Source organism: Kaistella chaponensis, from assembly GCF_900156725.1.
GTDB classification, from domain to species: Bacteria; Bacteroidota; Bacteroidia; order Flavobacteriales; family Weeksellaceae; genus Kaistella; species Kaistella chaponensis.
In genome coordinates, this window is sequence record NZ_FTOI01000002.1 from 86354 (window position 1) to 103145 (window position 16792).

The window sequence follows — 16792 nt, forward strand, 5'->3', positions numbered from 1 at the left end:
ATGTTTCAGCAAATTTAGAAATTCAAAACAAAAATCGCCTTAGAAAGACGATTTTTTAATAGAATGTTTTCGGATAGCATTTATTTCTTAATAAATTTAAAAGATTGAATGCCGTCTGAAGTTTTAATCGAAATAATATAATTGGCAGAAGGCAAATGACTGATGTTGATGTCTTTTTTGTATTCTGTCATAATCAATTTCCCGGCAAGATCGAAAACAAATACTTTTTCGATGTCGCGTTTCGTAGTTTTAATGTGAATGAAATCGGTGGCTGGATTCGGATATACGACCAAACCACTCTGTACTTCATCAGTCGCTAATTCCTTTACCAAAGTGACCGGTTCGCGGTAAAAAGAAATCTCCATTAACTCTTTTGGTAGTTGTTCAAACGTGTATGCTTCACAAGTATAGGTTGCATAATCATCGTCTTGTACACTGTTGATGTTGTAATTTTCTGTCGTGGCGGTGGTTTTTTCACTCAGGTTTTTGAACCAAGTGAACTGATATTCATCCCCAGAAAGCGATTGTGGCAAGGAAACCGTGCTCCCAATAGAAGCATTTATTGTTTTTATTTCATCATATCGCTGCGGCGAATAAGTGAAATCTGCCATTGCTTTATTTTTAAGGATAAAGTTTTTGATATCCTGCCTAGAAAATCTGTTGTTATCCAGAAAAGTTAATGCCGGAATTGTTTCTGGAATTTCCCCCGAAAGTTGGTTGCCAATCAAAGAAATCATTTGTAATTGATTCAGTTGAAGCAATTGGCTTGGGAAATTTCCGACGATTAAATTTTTATCGAGATAAATTTGCTCAAGGTTTTTTAAAACCAATAAAGATTCAAAACCTCCGGAGATTTGATTATCGGAAAAATTAAGATGAACCAATTTGTTGAGTTGCGATAATTCTGTGGGGAAACTTGCAATTTGATTGGAAGCCAAGGAAAGCCACTCCAGATTTTTCAGATTTGCAAGGGTAGAGGAATAATTGGTAGAAAAAAGATTGTGACTTACGTTCAAAGCAGTGAGCGCGGTTAAGCTCGAAAGTTCGGTAGGAATTTTGGTCAGTTGATTTCCCGATAAATTCAATTCAGATAAATTAATCAGTGTTGATAAATTGCTGAAATTCTGGGAAATTGTATTGTTGCTTAAATTGAGAACTTTTAAATTTGTTAATGTTGAAATCTTTTGTGGAACAGCGTTTAAGCCAATATGGGATAAATCTAAAACTTGCAGCGCTGGAAAATATTGCAACAAATTATCGATATCAGAAAAAACAAATTGATTATTTCCGAGGGAAATTTCTTTTAAATTAAAAAGGGGTAAAATGGTATTCGCAGGATCGCCTGTTAATCGGTTATTGCTAATATCTAACCGCACCAAATTGGTGTTTGAAGAAAGAGAAGACGGCACTTCGCCAACCAATTGGTTGGAACTCAAATCGAGTTTTTGTAGTTTTGGCAATGAGGATAATAAAGTGGGGAAATTGCCTTTCAAAGCGTTTCCGCGAAGGTTGATTTCGATAACGTTGCCATTTTTTATTTTGATACCATACCAGAATTTAGGATCCTTGTCTAGGTCCCAAGTTTGGCTCCACTGTTCCCCGGAAGTTGTGGCATACAGGTTAACCAGCGCGGCTCTTTCTGCAAACGGAATACTGTATTGCTGCGAAAAAAAGAGTTGCGAAATCAATAAAAGGAATAAAAATTTCTTCACTAAATGGTGTTTTTTTGAGATACAAATATATATTAAAAGTTGGTATTTGAAATAAAACTTTTAAAATTCGCATATTTGCGAAACGAAGGCCAAAATTTATAGCTATTTATGAAGAAGTATGTTTTCTTATCGATTGCAATTGTTTTAATTTATTTTTTTCAATCATTCTATAATGCGACCGGCGGAATCGGCGCAGACAGTCTTTCCTATTTTGGGATCGCTTCAGATTTGCCGGGATTGGAGACGAATCTTTTTCCGTTGGGTTTTCCGGTAGTGATTGAATTTTTTCACAAGATTTTTGGTGATTATTTCTGGTCTTCGAAAATGCTCAATATTTCGATGGTCATCACTATCTTGCTATTTTCCTATTTCAGAAAATTTTATTTTAAAGAAACGGTTCTGCTCTTTGGGGGTAAAACGCTATTTTTTGCATTGAACTGGGCTGCTTCCGAAGGTTTATTTGTTTTTATACTCTATTTTTTGATCTATTTATTTCATCAAAGATTTCAGAATCAGATTAAGTCAAAGTTTTTTATAATTTTTGCTTCCTTATTATTTATTCTTCTTTTTTCTGTACGCTATTCCGGGATTTATATATTTCTTGGATTTGGAGTTTTTTGGATGATAATGTTTTTGAAAAATAAATTTACTCCTTTAAATAGGGATTTTTTTAAAGTGCTATTATTTAGCGGATCTGGGATTTTGGCTTATTTAATTTTTAATCAATATATATATGGTAGTTTCACGGGAGAAAATCTTCGTGGTGCTCCTGCTCAATATTATGCGGTCTATATTTTACGCGATGTTCTTGGAGTGATTAACGTTGTGGATCCTTTCATTGCGATAAAACCTGCTTCCAACAGTGTCGTAAGTATTGCCTTCCAAGTTTGTTTAATGTTGGTTGATTTAATGTTGCTTCGGTATTTTATTAAATTAGTTCGAAAGAAAAAAAATGTTATTAATTTTGATTTTCATCGTTTAATTTGGGTTGTATCGGGTGTTTATGCGATTGCTTTGTTCATTTCTGGCTATTTTCAGCAAATTGAAGAAATGAATGTAAGAATGCTTGCTGCTGCGAATTTCTGTTTGTTTTTCTCCTTTTTAATTATTTATTTTAAAGATTTAAAATCTGATCGCTTTATATTTAGATTAGGATGTTTTTTTCTGTTGTTTTTAACAGGTTATAGTTTAAAAATGCCTTCAAATTATTTTAATAATAGAAAACAGATTGAAGTTCAGATGCCAAAATTCAGCCATAAAAAATATTTATATAATAACGAAAGAGGAGGGGAAGAATCACTCACTACTTATCATGTTCCGATTATCAAGAAAACGTTTCAATATAAACACACCAGCAATCAAAAAGGTGATGTTAAACATTCTATAGCGGGAACAATTAATCCTCAGATCAAATGGTTAAAGTACGACACCATTAAAGATAAGAGTCAGGTTTTGTACACTTCCGAAATAATTTTGAAATAAATTTCTCTCGCTGAATGCTGCAATTTTTTATTAATTAAATATTTATGATTGTAGGTTTAAAAATTATTCCTATTTTTGCACCCTAAAATAAAAAGCAATTTAATGCCTACTATTCAACAATTAGTTAGAAAAGGAAGAGTCGCACTTACCAAGAAGAGTAAATCGGCTGCCCTTGATTCATGTCCACAAAGACGAGGTGTATGTACAAGAGTATATACAACTACTCCTAAGAAACCTAACTCTGCACTTAGAAAAGTTGCAAGGGTAAGACTTTCAAACGGTAAAGAGATCAACGCCTATATCCCGGGCGAAGGACATAATCTTCAAGAGCACTCGATAGTATTGGTACGCGGAGGAAGGGTGAAAGACCTACCGGGAGTACGTTATCACATTGTTCGTGGAGCTTTGGACACCGCAGGTGTAGCTGGAAGAACTCAAAGAAGATCTAAGTATGGAGCTAAAAGACCAAAACCAGGTCAAGCTGCTGCAGCACCAGCAAAAGGTAAGAAAAAGTAATCATTAATTTTTAAGAAACGAAACAATGAGAAAGACAAAAGCGAAAAAAAGACCGTTGTTACCCGATCCAAAATTTAATGATCAACTGGTAACAAGATTTGTAAACAATTTGATGTTTGATGGTAAAAAATCAATCGCATTCAAAATATTCTATGATGCAATGGATATCGTAGAAGCAAAAAAAGGAGAAAACGAAAAAGATTCATTGGAAATCTGGAAAGATGCTTTAACTAACGTAATGCCGCACGTAGAAGTACGTTCACGCAGAATCGGTGGTGCAAACTTCCAAATTCCTATGCCAATTAGAGCTGATAGAAAAATTTCTATGGCAATGAAATGGTTAATCAAATATTCTACAGCAAGAAACGATAAATCGATGGCGCAGAAATTAGCTTCTGAAGTTATCGCTGCTGCAAAAGAAGAAGGTGCTGCGTACAAGAAGAAAACAGACACTCACAGAATGGCTGAAGCGAACAAAGCATTTTCACACTTTAAATTCTAATCTGAAATGAGTAGAGATCTTAAATTTACAAGAAATATTGGTATTGCTGCGCACATTGATGCCGGTAAAACTACCACTACAGAAAGAATTTTATTCTATACAGGGGTAAATCACAAAATTGGTGAAGTTCACGATGGTGCTTCTACAATGGACTGGATGGAGCAAGAAGCAGAAAGAGGTATTACTATTACTTCTGCTGCAACTACTTGTTCTTGGAATTTCCCTACAGACCAAGGTAAAAAATTACCAGAAAGCAAACCTTACCATTTCAACATTATCGATACACCAGGACACGTTGACTTCACCGTAGAAGTTAACAGATCTTTGAGAGTATTAGATGGATTGGTATTTCTTTTCTCTGCAGTAGATGGAGTAGAGCCTCAGTCTGAAACAAACTGGAGACTTGCTGACAACTATAAAGTAGCGAGAATGGGATTCGTAAACAAAATGGACCGTCAAGGTGCTGACTTCCTTAACGTGGTAAACCAGGTTAAGACAATGTTAGGATCAAATGCAGTTCCAATCGTTTTACCAATCGGTGCTGAAGAAGATTTCAAAGGTGTTGTAGACTTGATCAAAAACAGAGCAATCGTTTGGGATGAAGCTGGACAAGGTGCTACTTTCGAAGTAGTTCCAATTCCTGAAGACATGAAAGCTGAAGTTCTTGAATACAGAGAGAAATTAGTTGAAGCAGTTGCAGATTATGATGATACTTTGATGGAGAAATTCTTCGAAGATCCAGATTCAATTTCTGAAGACGAAATCAACGAAGCGCTTAGAAAAGCAACAATCGATTTATCTATTATCCCAATGACTTGTGGTTCTTCATTTAAGAATAAAGGGGTACAGTTCATGTTGGATGCAGTATGTAAATATTTGCCTTCACCATTAGATAAAGATGATATTAAAGGTACAGACCCAAGAACAGATCTTGAGGTATCAAGAAAACCAGACGTAAAAGAGCCTTTCGCGGCTTTAGCATTTAAGATTGCTACCGATCCTTTCGTAGGAAGACTGGCATTCTTCAGAGCATACTCTGGAAGATTAGATGCAGGTTCTTATATCTTGAACACCCGTTCAGGAGATAAAGAAAGAATCTCAAGAATTTACCAAATGCACGCTAACAAGCAGAATCCTGTAGATTATATTGAAGCAGGTGATATTGGTGCAGCGGTAGGTTTTAAATCGATCAAAACTGGTGATACAATGTGTGATGAGAAAAACCCGATCATTCTAGAATCCATGGTTTTCCCTGATCCAGTAATTGGTATCGCTGTAGAACCTAAAACTAAGGCAGATCAGGATAAAATGGGTAACGCTCTAGCTAAATTAGCTGAAGAAGATCCTACTTTCCAGGTTAAGACTGACGAAGCTTCTGGTCAAACGATTATCTCAGGAATGGGTGAACTTCACCTTGATATTCTTGTAGATCGTATGAGAAGAGAATTTAAAGTTGAAGTTAACCAAGGAGAGCCTCAAGTAGAATACAAAGAAAATCTTACGATGGCTGCTAATCACAGAGAAGTTTACAAAAAGCAATCTGGTGGTCGTGGTAAATTTGCTGATATTGTTTTCGAATTGGCTCCAGCTGATGACAACAAACCAGGTTTAGAATTCATCAATGAAATCAAAGGTGGTAACGTTCCTAAAGAATTTGTTCCATCTGTAGAAAAAGGATTCAAAGCAGCAATGAAGAACGGTCCTTTGGCTGGTTTTGAAGTTGAAGGTATTAAAGTTACTCTTAAAGACGGATCTTTCCACCCGGTAGATTCTGATGCATTATCTTTCGAATTGGCTGCTAAAATGGGCTTCAAAGAAGCTGGTAAAAAAGCTAAACCTGTAATCATGGAACCAATCATGAAAATTGAAGTGGTAACTCCAGAAGAATACATGGGAGATATTGTAGGTGACCTTAACAAAAGAAGAGGTTCTGTAAACGGTATGGATGATCGTAACAATGCGAAAGTAATCAAAGGATTCGTTCCACTTTCAGAAATGTTTGGTTATGTAACTACTCTTAGAACACTTTCTTCAGGTAGAGCTTCATCTTCTATGGAATTTGAAAAATACGAACCGGCACCATCTAACGTTGCAGAAGCAATTATTGCAAAAGCAAGAGGTTAATCTTAAACTAAATTAAAATGTCACAAAGAATCAGAATAAAATTAAAATCTTACGATTACAATTTGGTAGATAAATCTGCTGAGAAAATCGTTAGAACGGTAAAAGCAACAGGTGCCATTGTAAATGGACCAATTCCTTTGCCAACAAATAAGAGAATCTTTACTGTGTTAAGATCTCCGCACGTAAACAAAAAAGCTAGAGAGCAGTTTCAATTATCTGCACACAAAAGATTGATGGATATCTATTCATCTTCTTCTAAAACTGTAGATGCGTTAATGAAATTAGAACTTCCTTCTGGAGTTGACGTAGAAATTAAAGTGTGATAAATTTGCACTTTGCGATAATTATAGAAATCCGTTCTCGAAAGAGAGCGGATTTTTTTTGCGATGTCCTACCTGAATGCTCTATCTCTAAGGAGCCACAAGATTTAGTCTTCGATCCATGATCAGTCGCGCTCTCCACTATATCTTTTTCTTTTTTCTTTAAAAAAAAAGAAAAAGGATGCCGTTTCGATCACGGCTAGAAATGAATTCCGTATGATCAACACCAAACGCTTTCTGGCTTTCACTGATTTATAGGAATTTCGGCTTCCGGTAGATCATCGAAAAAATACTTTTTTTTGGGTATTTTATCTTGGAACTGACAAAAAATTAGAGCATGACTCTTATCTCTTGTTTAAATCTAGTTTTCATATTGGTTTGGTATTTTTTATATAAAGAATGCTATTATTTCAATTATTTTTTACAAAACTTATAAATATTGATTGCTTTTGTCGCCTTAAATTTTTAAAAACATGAAAAAAATTCCTTTCCTTTTTCTTTTTCTTTCTCTAGCGGCAAATGCACAATGGAGTAAAGCTTCTGATAATGGATCAGTAGTTAGAAAAAGCGATAATTCTGTCTATTATAAATTAGACATGAATGCTATTAGAACAAAACTTTCGCAAGCCGCAAAAGTGGGTGAAAGCAAACCCGTAACAATTGAAATCCCAAATGCAGAAGGTGATTTAGAACGTTTTGCAGTAAACAGTTTCCCGGTGTTTGATGAAGAAATGTCAAAGCAATATCAACTCGGTTCTTATGTAGGAACAGGCATCGATAATCCTTCAAAAATTATTAGATTCAGCGTTTCCCCAAATGATTTTCAATCCATGATGAGTGGTGATGGGAAATTTGAATTTATAGAACCAGCAAACGATGATAAATCAATCTATTCACTGCACAGCAAAACAAGCAGAAAAGGAAAAGCATTTGTGTGCAATACCAAAGAAAGTCCAGAATCTGTTTCAAGATTAGAAAAATTAATAGAGGAAGGTTCCGCTGCAAAAGCAAACAACAGAAAATATCATACGCTAAAACTTGCAATGGCGGTAACCGGAGAATATACCGCTTTTTTTGGAAATACTTCCAATGCTGTTGCTCAAATTAATGCAACGATGACTCGTGTAAATGCAGTTTTTGAACAAGAGTTTAATTTGCATCTTAATGTTATTACAGCACCTAATTTAATTTTTACGAATGCTTCTACAGATCCTTTTAGTCCAGCTGCACAATTTTGCAAATGGAATTATGAATTGATGAATGCTTTGCATGGTGGAACTTTCGGAGTTACAGATGCTAGTTTTGATATTGGTCACTTATTTGGTGCGACAGGAGGTGGCGGAAACGCAGGTTGTATTGGTTGCATCGGAAGCAATGATATTTCTACGACTTCATATACTACTGCATCTGGTGGATGTGGTTACGCTTATATTTCACCAAACAATTACAAAGGGAGTGGAATAACTGCTCCTGCAGATGCATCACCAAAAGGAGATACTTTTGATATCGATTATGTGGCGCACGAAATGGGGCATCAATTAGGAGATAGTCATACGTACAGTTTTTATGAAACGTACTTAAATAAAGAAATGGAGCCAGGTTCTGGTTCTACGATTATGGGTTATGCGGGAATTACTGGTGCAAATACTGATGTTCAGGCTCATTCTGATCCTTATTTTCATAGTGCGAGTATCGACCAAGTTCAAGCAGTACTTGCAGCAACTGCGGTAGATGTAGAAACCAATATCACAAACAACACTCCTGTTGTAACTGCAATGCCAACAACGTATACCATTCCAAAAAGCACCGCGTTTGTGTTAACTGCTGTTGTAACGGATCCAGATAACAATCCATTAACGTATTGCTGGGAACAAGTGGATTATAGTAGATTAGCAAATGGTGTTGGAAAAGCTTCAGGAACTGGCGATGGTGCGGCTGCAATTGGAGCAAATACTTCGGGTGGAACTTTCCGTTCCATAGCACCAACTTCGAATCCTACAAGATATTTTCCAAAATTAGCTACCGTTTTGGGTGGTGCTGTGAAAAATGTTTCTGATTTTGAAGCAGCGTCTTCTGTCGCCAGAACGACCAATTTCCGAGTAACTGTACGCGATAATGTTACTGGTGGACAAGCGCAAACTGCTTATGCAAACCAAGTAATCGTGGTTGGTTCTGCGGCTGCATTTACCGTAAATGCCGCATCTGGAAAAGCAGGAACTCCTCTAAATGTAACTTGGACGGTTTCTGGTACCACTGCTTCACCGTACAACGTGGCCAATGTGAAAATAGATTATACGATTGATGGTGGTGCAAATTGGACTGTTCTTTCAGCTTCTACTGCAAATACTGGAACTGCAAGTGTTACTTTCCCGGCTTCATTGGGTGCTTCAACTCCTTATGTTCGTGTTTCTGCAATCGGAAATGTGTTTTATGCGGTCAATAAAGTGACTTTAACTGCTGCTGCACTTGCTGCGTCAGAAAATACAAAGGATCAAGTTCAAATTTATCCAAATCCTGCAACTGATAAACTTTTCGTTAAAAATATTTCGGCAAAATCAACCTATTCCATTTTTGATGCGACAGGAAGATTGGTTTCTGAAGGATCAATTGTTGATGGCGAAGTTAACGTTAGTAAATTGGTAAAAGGAACTTATGTGATTTCATTTACGAATGATGGTAATGCTACAAAAACCAAATTTATTAAAAAATAAATAGCGCTTTTCATTCATACAAATGGCTGCTTCACCAAAAAGGAAGCAGCCATTTTTTTTTACATTTCGTCACAAATTTATTTTACTTTCGTTTCTACAGAAACCGATCCGTCGTCTTTCGAGATGACCAGAATTTTCTGATCGGTCAGTAATTGATATTCTTTGGATTGAAGGTTTTCGTCGGAGTCATATTGTTCATAATAATTTCCGTTTTTTGTCCACCAAGTTCCTTTTCTATTTATTTTTTGCGTTCTTCCTTTGATCATCAAAATTTCATTTTTAATAAAAGTTCCATCGGATTTTCTCATGATTTGCCAAGTTTTATTCAAAGGGTTTTTACTGCTTTTAAAAGTTCCGTCCCAAATTCCGATTAGTGATTTCTCGTGAACTTTATTCTGATCTGTTTTTTGCTGTGCATTATTTCCGGAACTCCATAATAGGGCAAACAAACAATAGAGAAGCGCCCTGATTTTTGTTTTCATTTTAATTTTTCTTCATGAAATAATCGTAATAAGAACAGGTTCCCTGCAAACCTTTTGAAGTTTGGGTTTCTGCGTAATTTTTCTTCAACTCCACAAAATAGGTTCGGTATTTTTGGTTTTTCGATTGATCCATATTTTTCATCCATTCATCTTGTTTTTTAGACCAGTCCGGATCATCGTAATTTGCATTAAAAGTATTCTTAGCTTCATATTGGTAATATTTTCCCTGTTCTGCACTTGCCATTTGAAAAAGAATTCTTGCTTTTTGTTCTTTATCTAAAGTGTTTTGCAAAGCTTTTTTATAGAACCCAATTGCAAGATCAAAATTATCTGGAGCAATGAAAACATTAGACGAATAATTTTTATAGTAAAATTGGAACGGAGAATCGGTCTTATCAAAATGATATTTTGGTCCATTAGAATTATCAATGTCCATCACAAAAACGTGGCGATAAAATCCTAAAGCAGAAGTGTTGTACAATAAATTCCCGATGAGTTGGTTGGCTTTTGCAGCTTTTTCATCTTTTCCGGCAGCAACTTTTTTCAACTGAAGAAGCCCTGCACTCAATTCCAGTTTATTCATATTGGCTTTAATAAAAGGAAATTCGGGCACAAATTTTTCAGCTTTCATCATTTCGTTTTCTGGGGAACCGTAACTCACAAGATGATTGTGCCCGAAAATTAAACTCGAAATATTATTGAACCCATTATAAACTTTGCTTGGATCTGCAATTTTCACATATTCTCCCGTGTTGTAATCGTAAATGCCTTCTGATAAAGGAATTCCAGAAAAATCGCTCCCTTTTTCATAGTAGGTTTTTGCTCGTTCAAAATCTCCGGAACGCATCGCAAAATCGCCATATAGCACATTGAAAAAACTTGCTGTATTTCCAACGTCATTAATATTTTTCGCAATGATTTCTTGCTCAAATTGGGTTTTGTCATTCTTGTTGAAAAAGGCTTCCAGTTTTTTCGCGAGATCTAAATTCGGATTGTATCGAAGATCAGAAAGTTGATTATTCATCAAAAATGATTTCGCCTCTTCGCCTTGAAGGAAATATCGGTTTGCCAATATATCTTTCAAAAATTCACTGGTAGAAGGAGCGTGGTATTCCTCGTACCCGAAATGATCTGCCGTACTGTCTTTCTCGATAGCCGGAGCTTTTGCCACAAAAAATTCCTTGTAGTTTTTGTACAAATCATCTTCAAATTCTGGGGTGATTCTCGGTTGAGACGTGATTTTGTTCAGCATTTTCATGCGGGAAATTTCTGCGAGATATTCTGGATTCGTGGTTTTTATTTCCTCTAAAGTTTTCGTGCTTTCGTCGTAATCTTTTTTCAAAAAAGCGAGATAAGCATCAGTAATTTTCCAGAATTCATCGTTGGATTTTTCCTTTATTTTTGAGGTAATAAGTTTTAAATCCGTGGCGAAATCTTTCGAAGTTTCATCATATTCATTTTTGGTGAATTTCGGAATTCGGTTGGGGTTTTTCAAAAGATCACTTTCACTTTGATCATTTCCATTTTCAGGATCGCTAGATTTTTTGCCACCGAAAATGCCGCTGAAGAAATTTTTGATTTTCTGCCAAAAACTGGTTTCAGGAACTTTCGCAACATCGGTTTTTGTTTCTGTGGTTCTTTTCTCAGAAAGTGATGCATCTTTGGCGTTGTTGAAGTAAATCGGCAAATAACTTCTTTCGAGTTCATTGATGCTTCTTGCTGCCAAAACTTTCAGGATTTCTGAGTTGGGATCGATTTCATACATTTTTTCCATCATCGGAATTGGATTGCTGAAATCATCAAAACCCAAAAGAAAATAGGCCATATTTTTTTCCTCCGAAGTTTTCGCTCTTTTCATCAAATTATCAAAAGAAGCCGAATCGCTAAGTTTCATAGAGACAAAAGCGCTCTCTTTTCTGCTTTTACTATTGATAAAAACCTGAAAAAAGTTCCAGTTGGCGTCGGCTGTCATTTTCAAACCTCGTTGCGCTCCTGCAAATTGGTCCAAAGCCAAAAAGTAAGGCGCAGTTTTTAATTGTAATGGTTCTACATATTTTTTAAAAGCCTGCAAAGAAGCTTCGTAATTTCTGGTGTAATGATGAAAGCGAACCAATTGATAACCATATCGCAATTTAATTTCTGGGTTTTTTGCAGCGTTATAAAGAGAAGTTAAGGCTGAAACCGTCTTTTCAACATTGAGTTGGGTTGCGTTTTTTGAGTTTTCTTCTGCATTGTAATAAAACGAATCTGGACTTTCTACAAAATTGATGCGCATGAAAGGTTCCAAATATTTTGCTTCAATCAAATAATCGATTGCTTCTGCATATTTTTGATAGGAACCCAATTTGGAGAGAATTGCATTTCCGGAAACTCCTTTTTTAAAGAAATTCAAATCTTTCATTGGCATTTTTTCTACCAAAATTTGCGTTTCTGCATAAGTGAGTGAATTGCCAAAAAATCGCTGCCAAGTTTCTATATTTTCGTCGGGTATTTCGAAATGTTCATGGCCATAAAACCGATTCGACAAGGTGTGTAAAAAAGGCAGGTAGGATTTGTCTTTAATGATGCTTTGCGTGAATAAATTAAAATATTCGTAATCTGGATCATACCAAGAACAGGAGGAAACCTTAGAGGACATGAAGAACAATAACGCAGCGGAAAGAATAATTTTTTTCATAACTAAAATTTGTGGTCGCTAACAAATTTACCATCTAAATGATAATATACAATAGCATAATCAGATAATTTTTTGTCGAGGAAAGCTTTGACTTCATTTAATTGATCATCGGTAATTGCTTCTACTTTTAAGGTGAAACCTTTATTAAGATAATTTCCGAAGTAGAAACCGTCTTTTAAAACTTGAACTTTATCTTGACCTATTTTTTTGAAGTTTGGATTTTCTAAATCTTTTGAAGAGAGTGCATTGATCAATTTATGTTTCCCTAATTGATTGGTGACAATTCCCCACGAGTAAATCGGTAAAGCAACATCGATCTTTATTGGATATTTATTGACAGATTTTAAATAATCTTTTAAAGTAGGTACATCTAATATAGAATTCCGACTCGAGTTTTCTAAAGGCGAAGAAGTAGAATAGCACATTAAATAGACTTTCCGAACCGGCGGAATCCCAGAAAGCTTGCTGTTTTTAACCTGATGAAGTCTCAAAGTACAGGTAATTTGTTTTCCGGAGATTTCTTTCAGTTTGGTGAGGAAAGTGAAATACTCTTTGTTCGTTCCTGCGGTCCAGTCGCAATCGATTTGAATTTCATGAGCGATTTTGAAACCGAAGTCTTTTTGTTTCTTCTGAATCAAGGAGAACACGTTGTTTGCCAAAAAATGGATCTCTTCTAAAGTGATATCATAAAACACATCATTTTTAATAAAAACGACAGGAACGATTTCTTTTTCGGTTTTAAAGGTTTCGTCTTTTGTTACCACGGCAATTGGTTGAAATTTACCATTCACTTTTTCGATATCAAAAAACCGTGTATATAAGTAAGGAGTATTTGTTTTATTTAAAGTTTCTTTTTCTGTTGTATTTAAAGAAAGGTTGGTTCGCCAATAATAAAAAGTGTACGAATGTTTCTCTGAGTTCTGGCAGCAAAGTATAAATGCGAAAAGAAAGGTTAAACAGATTTTTTTCATGCAATAAAAGTATAAAAAATTGTAAGGTGTTAAAAATCAAAATATTTTTACTTGTTATATTGTCATTTCAAAAATTCTTCATACATTTGCACACTCAATTTAGGGAAGAAGTATGCCTATTTCAAAAGTAGAAATCACGGAAACCTTGATTGATAATCGGAGAATATAATATAATATATATAAATAATGTCAGGTATTATTGGAAAAAAAATCGGGATGACTTCTCTGTTTGACGAAAACGGCAAAAATATGCCGTGTACCGTTATTCAAGCAGGTCCTTGCTCGGTTTTACAGGTCAGAACCATAGAAAAGGATGGGTACAAAGCTGCTCAACTAGGTTTCGATGACAAGAGTGAAAAGAACGTTGGTAAAGCGTTAGCCGGCCATTTCAAAAAGGCAGGTTCAGCTCCAAAAGCTAAATTAGTAGAATTCTATCATGAATTCGTAGAAAAATTAAGCGTAGGAGATGAAGTGAAAGTTGATTTATTTGCTCAAGGCGAATTTGTTGATGTAACTGGAACTTCAAAAGGTAAAGGTTTCCAAGGGGTTGTAAAAAGACACAACTTTGCGGGGGTAATGCAAGCAACTCACGGACAGCATAACCGATTAAGAGCTCCAGGTTCTATTGGTGCGGGTTCCGATCCATCTAGAGTATTCAAAGGAATGCGTATGGCTGGAAGAATGGGTGGTAAGCAAGTTACTGTACAAAACCTTCAAGTGTTAAGAGTGGATCAAGAACAAAATCTTTTAGTAGTAAAAGGAGCTGTTCCGGGAGCAAAAAATTCTTATGTAATTATTAGAAAATGGAATTAGTAGTACTTAATACATCAGGAAAAGAAACCGGAAGAAAAGTAACTCTAGACGAAGCAATCTTCGGAATTGAGCCAAATCAGCACGCGGTTTACTTAGAAGTAAAGCAATATCTTGCCGCTCAGCGTCAAGGTACACATAAATCAAAAGAGAGAAGCGAAATCGCTGGTTCAACTAAAAAGTTGAAAAAGCAAAAAGGTTCAGGTTCTGCAAGATATGGTGATATCAAATCTCCAGTTTTCAGAGGTGGAGGTCGTATTTTCGGTCCAAAACCAAGAGACTACAGATTCAAACTGAACAAAGCTTTGAAAAGATTAGCAAAAAAATCAGTGCTTTCTCAAAAAATGAGAGATAATTCCATCATGGTATTAGAAAGCTTCAATTTTGATGCTCCTAAAACTAAAGAATTTATCAATTTGAATACTGCATTAGGTTTCGAAGGTAAAAAAGCTCTTTACATCTTACCAGAAGCAAACAAAAATGTTTATTTGTCTTCAAGAAACTTACCAAAAACTAAAGTTTTAACGTATAACGAAATCAGTTCTTATGACTTAGTTCATGCAGGTGAGATCGTTTTCTTAGAAGGTGCTATCGAGAAATTTCAAGAAAATTTAAAGAAATAAATCATGTCTATTATTATTAAACCCATCATCTCAGAGAAAGCAAACTATCTTACTGATTTAAGAGGTGCTTATTCTTTCTTGGTAAATCCAAAAGCGAATAAAATCCAAGTTAAAAAAGCGATAGAAGTACTTTACGGTGTGAAAGTTTCTGACGTAAGAACAATGATTTACGCTCCGAAAGTTTCTTCGAAAAATACCAAAAAAGGTTTGCAGATTGGTAAAACCAACAAATTGAAAAAAGCAATCGTTTCCCTTGCAGAAGGAGAAGTGATTGATATTTTCGCAACAGCTTAGGATTTGATCCTTTGCTATAAAAAAATAATATTTTATTAATTATAAATAATTGTAATGTCTGTTAGAAAATTAAAACCTATCACCCCAGGACAGAGATTTAGAGTTGTAAACAACTTTGAGGAAATTACTACCAACAAACCAGAGAAATCTCTAACGGTTGGTATTAGTAAGTCTGGTGGTCGTAACAATACTGGTAAAATGACCATGCGTTACACCGGAGGTGGACACAAAAAGAAATACAGAATTATCGACTTCAAAAGAAATAAATTCGATGTTGAAGCTACGGTAAAATCTGTTGAATATGATCCAAACAGAACTGCTTTCATCGCTCTATTAGAGTACACAGACGGAGAGAAGAGATACATCATCGCTCCAAACGGTATTAAAGTAGATATGAAAGTTATTTCTGCAGAATCAGCTGAGCCAAATGTTGGTAACGCAATGAAGTTGAAAAACATTCCTTTGGGAACTGTTGTTTCTTGTATCGAATTACGACCTGGTCAAGGTGCAGTAATGGCAAGAAGTGCAGGTTCATCGGCACAGTTAACTTCAAGAGATGGTAAATATGCAATCGTTAAATTGCCTTCAGGAGAAGCTAGAATGGTTCTTACTGAATGTATGGCAATGATTGGATCTGTTTCTAACTCTGATCACCAACTTACCGTTTCTGGTAAAGCAGGTAGAAGCAGATGGTTAGGAAGAAGACCTAGAACAAGACCAGTAGTAATGAACCCTGTTGATCACCCAATGGGAGGTGGTGAAGGTAAATCATCTGGAGGTCACCCAAGATCTAGAAACGGACAACCGTCTAAAGGTTTCAAAACAAGAACTAAAAACAAAGCGTCTAACCGATTTATCGTATCTAAAAGAAAATAATTATGGCAAGATCACTTAAAAAAGGACCTTTCATCCATCATACTTTAGATAAGAAGGTTCAGGCAAATATAGAGTCTAGTAAAAAGACAGTAATTAAAACTTGGTCCAGAGCATCAATGATCTCCCCGGACTTCGTAGGACAAACTATCGCAGTACACAACGGGAAATCTTTTATCCCAGTTTATGTAACTGAAAATATGGTAGGTCATAAGTTAGGCGAATTTTCTCCGACAAGATCTTTTAGAGGTCACGGTGGTAACAAAAATAAAGGAGGTAGATAATCATGGGATCAAGAAAAAGAGAAAGTGCTTTGGCACGTAAAATAGCAAACCAAGATGTGGCTAAATCTTTGCACAACGATTGCCCGTCTTCCCCAAGAAAGATGAGATTAGTTGCTGATATCATCAGAGGTGTTGAAGTGGATAAAGCTTTGGCAATTCTTAAATTTTCGAAAAAAGACGCTTCTAACAAGTTAGAAAAAGTTTTACTTTCTGCAATGGCTAACTGGCAATTGAAAAACGAAGGTGCGGATATTGAAGAAGCTAATTTAATCGTAAAAGAAATTATGGTAGATAGTGCGAGACAATTGAAGAGACTAAGACCAGCTCCACAAGGAAGAGGTCATAGAATCAGAAAAAGATCAAACCACATTACATTAATTTTGGGTAACAAAGAAACTAAATAATCAAGGT

16 protein-coding genes are annotated in these 16792 nt (G+C 35.6%); 12 read left to right on the forward strand and 4 right to left on the reverse strand.

The window, feature by feature from the left end; translation table 11 throughout:
• Positions 1 to 80: 80 nt before the first annotated feature.
• Positions 81 to 1712, reverse strand: coding sequence for a T9SS type A sorting domain-containing protein (locus BW932_RS02425; RefSeq protein ID WP_076385017.1), 1632 nt, complete (start codon positions 1710 to 1712; stop codon positions 81 to 83).
• Between the two features lie 108 nt (positions 1713 to 1820).
• On the opposite strand from BW932_RS02425, the gene BW932_RS02430 reads away from it, so the two are divergent.
• From BW932_RS02430 to BW932_RS02455, 6 genes are all read left to right on the forward strand, one after another.
• Positions 1821 to 3194, forward strand: a complete 1374-nt coding sequence (locus BW932_RS02430) for a hypothetical protein (RefSeq protein WP_076385019.1) — start codon at positions 1821 to 1823, stop codon at positions 3192 to 3194.
• A 102-nt stretch (positions 3195 to 3296) separates the two neighbouring features.
• Positions 3297 to 3710 (forward strand): 30S ribosomal protein S12, encoded by a 414-nt coding sequence (gene rpsL / locus BW932_RS02435; protein WP_039349192.1) that lies wholly within the window; start codon positions 3297 to 3299, stop codon positions 3708 to 3710.
• A 25-nt stretch (positions 3711 to 3735) separates the two neighbouring features.
• Positions 3736 to 4212 carry a 30S ribosomal protein S7 gene (rpsG, locus tag BW932_RS02440; RefSeq protein ID WP_076385021.1) on the forward strand — a complete coding sequence of 159 codons (477 nt, stop codon included), beginning with the start codon at positions 3736 to 3738 and terminating at the stop codon, positions 4210 to 4212.
• A gap of 6 nt (positions 4213 to 4218) precedes the next feature.
• Positions 4219 to 6336, forward strand: coding sequence for an elongation factor G (gene fusA / locus BW932_RS02445; protein ID WP_076385023.1), 2118 nt, complete (start codon positions 4219 to 4221; stop codon positions 6334 to 6336).
• Between the two features lie 17 nt (positions 6337 to 6353).
• The gene (gene rpsJ / locus BW932_RS02450) at positions 6354 to 6659 is read left to right on the forward strand and encodes a 30S ribosomal protein S10 (protein WP_039349183.1); all 306 of its coding nucleotides are present in this window, start codon (positions 6354 to 6356) and stop codon (positions 6657 to 6659) included.
• Positions 6660 to 7129: 470 nt separating this feature from the next.
• The gene (locus BW932_RS02455; RefSeq protein ID WP_076385025.1) at positions 7130 to 9367 is read left to right on the forward strand and encodes a zinc-dependent metalloprotease; all 2238 of its coding nucleotides are present in this window, start codon (positions 7130 to 7132) and stop codon (positions 9365 to 9367) included.
• Positions 9368 to 9444: 77 nt separating this feature from the next.
• Here BW932_RS02455 and BW932_RS02460 read toward each other — a convergent pair whose 3' ends face one another.
• The 3 genes from BW932_RS02460 to BW932_RS02470 are packed head-to-tail and all read right to left on the reverse strand — an operon-like array spanning position 9445 to position 13497.
• Positions 9445 to 9849: a hypothetical protein gene (locus BW932_RS02460; RefSeq protein WP_076385027.1), complete on the reverse strand. Its 405-nt coding sequence runs from the start codon at positions 9847 to 9849 to the stop codon at positions 9445 to 9447.
• Position 9850: 1 nt separating this feature from the next.
• Positions 9851 to 12526: a hypothetical protein gene (locus BW932_RS02465; protein ID WP_076385029.1), complete on the reverse strand. Its 2676-nt coding sequence runs from the start codon at positions 12524 to 12526 to the stop codon at positions 9851 to 9853.
• Between the two features lie 2 nt (positions 12527 to 12528).
• A complete protein-coding gene (locus BW932_RS02470) occupies positions 12529 to 13497 on the reverse strand; it encodes a hypothetical protein (RefSeq protein WP_076385031.1) in 969 nt (322 codons plus the stop codon).
• Between the two features lie 186 nt (positions 13498 to 13683).
• Here BW932_RS02470 and rplC point away from each other — a divergent pair, with 186 nt between their 5' ends.
• Genes rplC through rplV form a run of 6 tightly spaced genes read left to right on the forward strand, consistent with a single transcriptional unit; the run spans position 13684 to position 16785 of the window.
• Positions 13684 to 14310 (forward strand): 50S ribosomal protein L3, encoded by a 627-nt coding sequence (gene rplC / locus BW932_RS02475; protein ID WP_076385033.1) that lies wholly within the window; start codon positions 13684 to 13686, stop codon positions 14308 to 14310.
• Entirely contained in the window at positions 14301 to 14930 is a 630-nt protein-coding gene (rplD, locus tag BW932_RS02480) for a 50S ribosomal protein L4 (protein WP_076385035.1), read from the forward strand. The genes rplC and rplD overlap by 10 nt, the downstream gene beginning before the upstream one ends.
• 3 nt (positions 14931 to 14933) lie before the next feature.
• Positions 14934 to 15224, forward strand: a complete 291-nt coding sequence (gene rplW / locus BW932_RS02485; protein ID WP_076385037.1) for a 50S ribosomal protein L23 — start codon at positions 14934 to 14936, stop codon at positions 15222 to 15224.
• A gap of 54 nt (positions 15225 to 15278) precedes the next feature.
• The gene (gene rplB, locus BW932_RS02490; RefSeq protein ID WP_076385039.1) at positions 15279 to 16100 is read left to right on the forward strand and encodes a 50S ribosomal protein L2; all 822 of its coding nucleotides are present in this window, start codon (positions 15279 to 15281) and stop codon (positions 16098 to 16100) included.
• Between the two features lie 2 nt (positions 16101 to 16102).
• Positions 16103 to 16381: a 30S ribosomal protein S19 gene (gene rpsS / locus BW932_RS02495; RefSeq protein WP_076385041.1), complete on the forward strand. Its 279-nt coding sequence runs from the start codon at positions 16103 to 16105 to the stop codon at positions 16379 to 16381.
• Between the two features lie 2 nt (positions 16382 to 16383).
• On the forward strand, positions 16384 to 16785 hold the full coding sequence (gene rplV / locus BW932_RS02500) for a 50S ribosomal protein L22 (RefSeq protein ID WP_076385043.1): 402 nt from the start codon (positions 16384 to 16386) through the stop codon (positions 16783 to 16785).
• Positions 16786 to 16792: the final 7 nt, after the last annotated feature.